This window comes from Aliivibrio logei (genome assembly GCF_001691055.1).
In the GTDB taxonomy this organism is placed as follows: domain Bacteria; phylum Pseudomonadota; class Gammaproteobacteria; order Enterobacterales; family Vibrionaceae; genus Aliivibrio; species Aliivibrio salmonicida.
On record NZ_MAJU01000010.1, the window covers coordinates 1 to 7241 of the forward strand.

At 35.3% G+C, this 7241-nt stretch carries 6 protein-coding genes, 4 tRNA genes and 1 pseudogene; 3 read left to right on the forward strand and 8 right to left on the reverse strand.

The genetic code is table 11. The features are described 5' to 3' along the window. The 4 genes from A6E04_RS10475 to A6E04_RS10490 form a co-directional block, all read right to left on the reverse strand. Positions 1-264 (reverse strand): GTP-binding protein (locus A6E04_RS10475; RefSeq protein ID WP_244886268.1); only part of this gene is annotated, 264 nt, incomplete at its 3' end. A 93-nt stretch (positions 265-357) separates the two neighbouring features. Continuing rightward, positions 358-432, reverse strand: a tRNA-Gly gene (locus tag A6E04_RS10480). A gap of 33 nt (positions 433-465) precedes the next feature. After that, a tRNA-Tyr gene (locus tag A6E04_RS10485) sits at positions 466-549 on the reverse strand. Positions 550-585: 36 nt separating this feature from the next. Further along, positions 586-661 (reverse strand) — tRNA-Thr (locus tag A6E04_RS10490). Positions 662-853: 192 nt separating this feature from the next. On the opposite strand from A6E04_RS10490, the gene coaA reads away from it, so the two are divergent. Further along, positions 854-1777, forward strand: a complete 924-nt coding sequence (coaA, locus tag A6E04_RS10495) for a type I pantothenate kinase (RefSeq protein WP_065611288.1) — start codon at positions 854-856, stop codon at positions 1775-1777. Here coaA and birA read toward each other — a convergent pair whose 3' ends face one another. Both birA and murB read right to left on the reverse strand, forming a co-directional pair. Further along, on the reverse strand, positions 1778-2737 hold the full coding sequence (gene birA, locus A6E04_RS10500) for a bifunctional biotin--[acetyl-CoA-carboxylase] ligase/biotin operon repressor BirA (RefSeq protein WP_065611290.1): 960 nt from the start codon (positions 2735-2737) through the stop codon (positions 1778-1780). It abuts the gene before it with no gap. Next, positions 2734-3774, reverse strand: a complete 1041-nt coding sequence (gene murB / locus A6E04_RS10505) for a UDP-N-acetylmuramate dehydrogenase (RefSeq protein WP_065611292.1) — start codon at positions 3772-3774, stop codon at positions 2734-2736. Before murB ends, birA begins: the two co-directional genes overlap by 4 nt. A gap of 71 nt (positions 3775-3845) precedes the next feature. Between murB and A6E04_RS10510 the strand changes: the two genes are divergently transcribed. Continuing rightward, positions 3846-4274 (forward strand): GNAT family N-acetyltransferase, encoded by a 429-nt coding sequence (locus A6E04_RS10510; RefSeq protein ID WP_017020369.1) that lies wholly within the window; start codon positions 3846-3848, stop codon positions 4272-4274. A 79-nt stretch (positions 4275-4353) separates the two neighbouring features. Next, positions 4354-5706, forward strand: coding sequence for a CDP-diacylglycerol--serine O-phosphatidyltransferase (pssA, locus tag A6E04_RS10515; protein ID WP_017020370.1), 1353 nt, complete (start codon positions 4354-4356; stop codon positions 5704-5706). 129 nt (positions 5707-5835) lie between these two features. Here the strand turns inward: pssA and A6E04_RS20950 are convergent. Both A6E04_RS20950 and A6E04_RS10530 read right to left on the reverse strand, forming a co-directional pair. Next, positions 5836-7071 (reverse strand): annotated as a pseudogene (locus A6E04_RS20950) (IS3 family transposase). A 91-nt stretch (positions 7072-7162) separates the two neighbouring features. Further along, positions 7163-7239 (reverse strand) — tRNA-Asp (locus A6E04_RS10530). Positions 7240-7241 lie beyond the last annotated feature (2 nt).

Consider the following 7241-nt stretch of genomic DNA (forward strand, 5'->3'; position numbering starts at 1 on the left):
ATAATCGGCGTGTCCAGGACAATCAACGTGTGCATAGTGACGTGCAGGAGTATCGTACTCAACGTGAGAAGTTGAGATTGTGATACCACGCTCGCGCTCTTCAGGAGCGTTATCGATTGATGCGAAATCTTTAGCTACGCCACCGTAAACTTTTGCAAGTGTAGTACAGATAGCAGCAGTTAGAGTTGTTTTACCGTGGTCAACGTGGCCGATTGTACCAACGTTTACGTGCGGTTTCGTACGTTCAAATTTTTCTTTAGACATGGATAGTCCCTCTAGGTACGGCTATTGGTGGCTTTATATGGCCACGTAACCAATAAAAATATATTTGAAGTTATAAAGGATAAATAGAGAAGATGGAGCGTGCAGCGGGAATCGAACCCGCATCATCAGCTTGGAAGGCTGAGGTAATAGCCATTATACGATGCACGCATGTCATTCGACAGAACTATTTAACCTTGAATATGGTGGAGGGGGACGGATTCGAACCATCGAAGCTTACGCGGCAGATTTACAGTCTGCTCCCTTTGGCCACTCGGGAACCCCTCCACATTTTTATTTCTTTATATTAAACATAAAAAGAAATGGTGCCGACTACCGGAGTCGAACTGGTGACCTACTGATTACAAGTCAGTTGCTCTACCTACTGAGCTAAGTCGGCACAATTGGTGCGCATTCTAGTTAATATGGAAATATCATGCAACCGAAAATTTCAATAATCTGTTTTTTTTTACATGAACTAGAATAAATAAGCTTTTTTCACTCAAACTTTCTTAAAAACAAACCTAGGCTACTTTTTTATTCTTATGCCTTACTGTATTGTTCAAATTCATTTAATCATCTGGTAAGCATTGTGAATCCATACCTAAATTTCACTCGAAAGAGCTGGGCAGAATTACGTAATTCAATACCTTTAACGCTCACAGAAGTCGAATTAATGGCATTACGAGGGATTAATGAAAATATAAATATAAATGAAGTCTCAGAGATATATTTACCGTTGATACGTTTGATCCAATTACATATAGAAAGCTATCAACAAAAAAACATTATCCTCGATAACTTCCTTTTAAACAAAGGCTTCCAATCACCATTCATTATTGGTATCGCGGGAAGCGTTGCTGTTGGTAAAAGTACGACAGCTCGTATTTTACAAACGCTATTAACTCAATTGCTTCCAGAATTGAGCACTCAGCTAGTAACCACTGATGGGTTTTTATATCCCAACAAATATTTAAATGAACATAATATTATGCATAAGAAGGGATTTCCTGAATCTTATGATATTCAAACCTTAGTTTCCTTTGTTTCAGATATAAAATCAGGTAAGGCAAACGTAAAAGCACCAGTATATTCGCATTTGACCTACGATGTGACAAATGAAAAAAAAGTAATTAATAAACCTGACATACTAATAATTGAAGGCTTAAATGTACTTCAAAATGGCAGTGATTACCCTCACGATAACCATAATACTTTTGTGTCTGATTTTCTTGATTTTTCGATTTATGTCGATGCGGCACCCATATTACTAAAACAGTGGTATGTAGAGCGTTTTCTTAAATTAAGAGTCAGTACATTCAAAAAAGATAATTCTTACTTCTCACACTACACAGGATTATCCATTGAAAAATCCATTGAAAAAGCAGAGCATATTTGGAATACCATCAATGGATTAAATTTAACTGAAAATATATTACCTACCAAAGAAAGAGCCAGTTTAATTCTAACGAAAGGTGAGCATCATTCTATTGAATACGTATCGATAAAAAAATAATCACGCTTTTCTAACTGAAATCTCACCACCGAAATAAGATTCGACGATACAGTTACGTTCAAGCAATATCGCACCTTGCGAATTTATACCTCGACAAACACCATGAATCGATTGGCTTCCCATGGTAAGCGTGATGCTTTCATCTATAAAATTATCAAGTTTTTTCCATCGGTTGATGAAAGACTGTAGCCCCGAACGTTCAAACTCAAGTAATGTTTTATTTAAGGAAACTAATAATTCACTCGCAAGCTTATTTCTGATGTTCCTTTCACCTAATATAGTCATCAAATCAACCCAAGGTTGATCAATCACTAAAGCAGATTTTTCATTCAATTCTATATTGATACCAATTCCAATAACCACATCTGCACTTCCTCCTGATTGACCGGAAAGCTCAATAAGAACACCAGCTAACTTTAATTCATTCCAATAAATATCATTCGGCCATTTCAACTTTAAACCTTTACAACCCATAACTTCTAAGGCATCAACAACAGCGATTCCAATGGCTAAACTTAATCCCATGGTTGCGGCAAGTCCATTATCAAATCTCCAGAATATAGAGCAGTAGATATTACTACCGAATGGAGATACCCATGTTCGACCTCTCCTTCCTCGCCCTGCCACTTGATATTCAGCAAAGCAAGATTGCCCTTTTTTAAGAACAGTCATTTGGTCCAATAAGAACTGATTTGTAGAATCAACAACACCAAGAATTGAAGTTTGTGGCAGATCCTTACATATGACCTGATCTGCTGAGAGTAATTCTAAAGGAGAAGATAAAGCATAACCTTTACCCTGAATTCTATATATTGATAATCCCCATTCCTGAACCCCCTTAATATGCTTGCTTATGGCAGCTCTGGATACGCCAATGTCATCACCTAACTCCTCACCTGAATGAAAAGAACCATCACTGAGCGCCTTCAATATTTCTAGTTTTTTCAAGTGTTCCTTCATTCAAACAACTCCGAGAGTGACGTTTCTTTGCCCGAAAAATAAAATCGAACTTCATGTTCCAACTCTATATGATAAATATCAAAAATTGTTTTTTGAACATGGCGAGCTAACTCTAAAATATCTTTCGATGTTGCATTTCCATTGTTGATTAGTACAAGAGCTTGTTCTTTATGCACTTGGGCATCGTTAATCGAGAAACCTTTAAGTCCCGCGTGATCTATCAACCAACCTGCAGCTATTTTCTTTCCATCAGAGACGGTATATGCAGGCAGAGTAGGAAATTTTTTCGATAGTTTTAAGTAACATTCATCTGATACGATAGGATTTTTAAAAAAACTACCGGCATTCCCAAGCACTTCAGGATTGGGTAATTTAAGAGAGCGAATATCACAAATAGCTTTAAATACAGATTCAGCGGTTACTCCTACCACACTACCTAAATCGGCAAGGGGCCCATACGTCAAAAGTGGGGCCCACGATTTTGATAATTTAAAACCGACAGATGTAATGATTACTTTATCTTTTAATGATTTCTTGAAAATTGACTCTCTATAACCAAAATCACATTCACTTTTTGATAAACGTTTAATGTTTAATGATTCTAAATCTAAATACTCAACATAATCACAAACATCTTTAAACTCTAAACCGTATGCACCAATATTTTGAATAGGAGCAGATCCTACACAACCAGGGATCATTGCAAGATTTTCAATACCATTGTAATTATGCTCTACACACCACTTAACAAAACTAGGCCAATCTTCACCGCTTGAAATAGATAATAAATAATCAGTTTCTGTTTCCGTTACTTCTTTACCCAAAATTCGGTTAAGTACAATAACACCAGAAAAATCATTACAAAATAAAGTGTTACTGCCTCGCCCTAATGGTAACTTAATCGATGAGCGATAATCGTCATTTGACCATATATCAATAAAATCATTTATTGAATTTGCTTCGATAATAACATCCGCATTAACGTCAATAGAAAAACTATTAAAAGGGCGAAGATTTTTATTTAATAAAATATTCATATCACTTTATTTCATAGGTTAGATTAAGTACATTCTAACGCAATGAATGCAATCTACATAGAATCCAACGAATGAATCTTACTGTTTCTCACTTAAACAAAATGCGCTTACCTCTTCTTCATAAGATTTATAAAGAGAATTACCCATCAGGCAAACCTAAAGGAAAAGAAGAAATATTAATACTTGAAGACGACAAGAAAATCATAGGTTCTGTCCGTATAAAGACCTATCAAGATTGTAATTTTTTAACCGGTATGATGATAATTGAGAATAGAAGAAGAAAAAAACTAGGTAACTATTTCTTAAAAGAAATCATGACTCGTATAGATAACATTCAAAATTGCTATTGTTTTTGTGAGCCCTCTCTTTTATCTTTTTATACTCAAAATCACTTTATCATCGCAGAGTCAACGTTCATTCCAAATGTTATTAGGTCCAAATTTGAACGATACTCAAATTCAGGAAAAAAACTTCATATTCTACGATATAAAAAAGATTAAGTATTCGACATTAATCTCGGCATTTTGACTTAAATTTGCTAAAATATCGGATATTATATTGATAATTTAATGACTAGTTATGAACTCAACAACTCATGAAAGTAAAGAGCAGCTACGTAAGCTCCCTATGTTGTCTCAACATCCTGAGAATATAAAGACCCTTCATACAGCTGAAGATTTTCGGTATGAACTATTAAACCAAATAAAAAAAGCTACAAAACGCATCTACATCGTGGCTCTATATCTTGAAAATGATGATGCAGGTAGAGAAATTTTCACTGCATTATATGAAGCAAAACAAAAACAACCATCATTAGATGTGAATGTTCTAGTTGATTGGCACAGAGCACAAAGAGGCTTAATTGGTGCCGAAAAAAGCGATGGTAATGCTGCTCTATATCGTGAATTTTCCGAAACTTACAAGTACCCAATAAATGTATTAGGTGTACCAGTAAGGAATAAAGAAGTTTTCGGTGTCCTACATCTTAAAGGCTTTATTTTTGATGATACCGTCGTTTATAGTGGCGCAAGCTTAAATGATGTATATCTTGCTCATAAAGATAAATATCGTTTTGATCGATACCATATACTGAACAATGCATTCTTAGCCAATTCTATGGTGTCACTTATCTCCAAGACACTTATAGCTAGTGACGCTGTAAATTGCTTATCACAAGCCAATCGACCAGATACAAAATCATTAAAGCCTGCAATCAAAGAACTAAGGCAACAATTAAGCATTGTAAATTACCAATTTATACCTCAAACAAGAAAAGTAGGTGAAGTTGGTGTTACACCTTTAATTGGTTTAGGTCGCAAAGGTAACCGCTTAAACAAATACATACAATTATTGCTTGCATCTGCGGTAAGTGAAATAACAATATGTACTCCTTATTTCAACTTTCCAAAACAGATTGCGAAAGAACTAAAAAAAGCACTCCGTCGAGGAGTGAAAGTGACTATTATCGTTGGTGACAAAACAGCTAACGACTTCTATATCGCTCCAGAAGAGGATTTTAGAACGATAGCAGGACTTCCCTATTTATATGAGATGAACCTTCGACACTTTGCAAAATCAAATGAAACATCTATTGCAAGTCGACAGCTATCAATCCATTTATGGAAACATGAGAATAATAGTTTCCACTTAAAAGGTTTGTGGGTTGATAATGAATTCACCTTAATCACTGGTAGTAATTTAAACCCAAGAGCTTGGAAATTAGACCTAGAAAATGGGTTGTTATTACAAGATCCAGAAAAATTGCTAATCACCGAAAAAGAATCCGAACTAAAGGTAATACTTCAACATACTCAATTAGTCGGTTCTTACAAGCAAGTCGATAAACTAGAATCTTATCCGATCCCTGTAAAACGTTTAATAAAACGCATTAAACGAATAAAAGCCGATCACATACTAAATCAAATTTTATAATTAAAAGAGGCTTATTAAGGCCTCTTTCTTTATCTAAATATTATTAATCTACGTCATCAACATAACCAAAACACCACTGATTAATCAAATTTTATTTTATTGTCTCGTCCTAAAATACGTTGACGATTTTTAATTGAAAGCTAAGTGCTTATGCACTTGGCTTTTTTTATGTACTTGATTTGGAGTTTTTATTCCCAAACTTAAATGTGGTCGCATTTCATTATAAATAAAAATAGACTCTTCAACTAGACACCTTAATTCGTCTAAACCTTTGCACTCGTATAAAAGGAACTCTTGTTTAAGGACCCCATTTATTCGTTCTGCTAGTGCATTTTGATAACAGTCATATCCATCAGTCATTGATGGCTTAATATCATTTTCGCTGAGTTTTTTTGATAAATCTTTGAAAAATATTGTAAGCCCCGATCTGAATGATGAATAGTCTCTCTTTGATACTGACGACAATCTATTACCATATCAAGGGCTTTGACCACATCTGTCGCTTTCATTTCATCACTTAATTCATACCCCATAATCTTTCGACTATAAGCATCTGTTACTAAAGATAAATAATGAACACCTTCTTGTGATTGAACGTAAGTGATATCACTGACAAAAACCTCTTCTGGTGTTTGAGGTATACTTCTTTTAGTAAATTAGGATGTTTTTTCATCCAATGCTTACTGTAGGTAGTTTTTATGTAACTTCGTTTAGGCTTTACTAATAAACGCTCATTTCTTAAATAAGAAAAGAAATTATCTCTCCCTAACCTTATACCATGAGTGATAAATTTCGGCTTAAGTAAAAAATATAATTTTTTACCTCCAATCCGAGGCATATATCGTCGAATTTCTTACACCATATTCTTAACTGGTGAAAGTTCAACTGCACGCTCAAAGCTCTACGTTCTTGTTGGTATATGCATTGCCTTGTAATGCAAGTAGCTGACTAGCTCGCCCTAAGCTAATTATTTTCTACTTTTGAAGGCTTCTTGCTCCTTGGCAATATACTTTTTTCTAAGGCCAGCGCCGTGCTCTGCATCCATAATATTTACCACTTCATTAAGTAATAAATTACGCATTCTTTCATCATCAAGCTCTCGCTCTAAACGTTTGATTTTTTGTGCAGGTGATTCTTTTGCTTTCGGAGATTTAGGCATAATAATCTTAGGTGATTAAGACCAGTCCATCTTACCGTGTTTTCTTAACCAAGTAAGTACGGTAGAGCGGCCTTGAATACCATAAATATGTTGAGCTTGCTTATAGGTCATATCGCCTTTTCTATAGCGGTAACAAGCTGCAATTTAAAGCCTAATGAATAATCGCGTTGAGTTCGCTTATTCTTTGTTTTTTCTTGATTTGTCATATAAAAGTCCTAAATGTGTAAACACATTTCAGGACAAGACATATACAGACGTAAAAAAGCCCTAATCTTTCGATTAGGGCTTTTTAAATAGTGGCGGAGTGGACGGGACTCGAACCCGCGACCCCCGGCGTGACAGGCCGGTATTCTAACCAACTGAACTACCACTCCGC

Excerpts from the sequence above, each read along its gene's own strand:
- pssA (WP_017020370.1), top strand. The coding sequence starts at position 4,354 with ATGAACTCAACAACTCATGAAAGTAAAGAGCAGCTACGTAAGCTCCCT.
- A6E04_RS10510 (WP_017020369.1), top strand. The coding sequence starts at position 3,846 with ATGAATCTTACTGTTTCTCACTTAAACAAAATGCGCTTACCTCTTCTT.
- birA (WP_065611290.1), bottom strand. The coding sequence starts at position 2,737 with ATGAAGGAACACTTGAAAAAACTAGAAATATTGAAGGCGCTCAGTGAT.
- murB (WP_065611292.1), bottom strand. The coding sequence starts at position 3,774 with ATGAATATTTTATTAAATAAAAATCTTCGCCCTTTTAATAGTTTTTCT.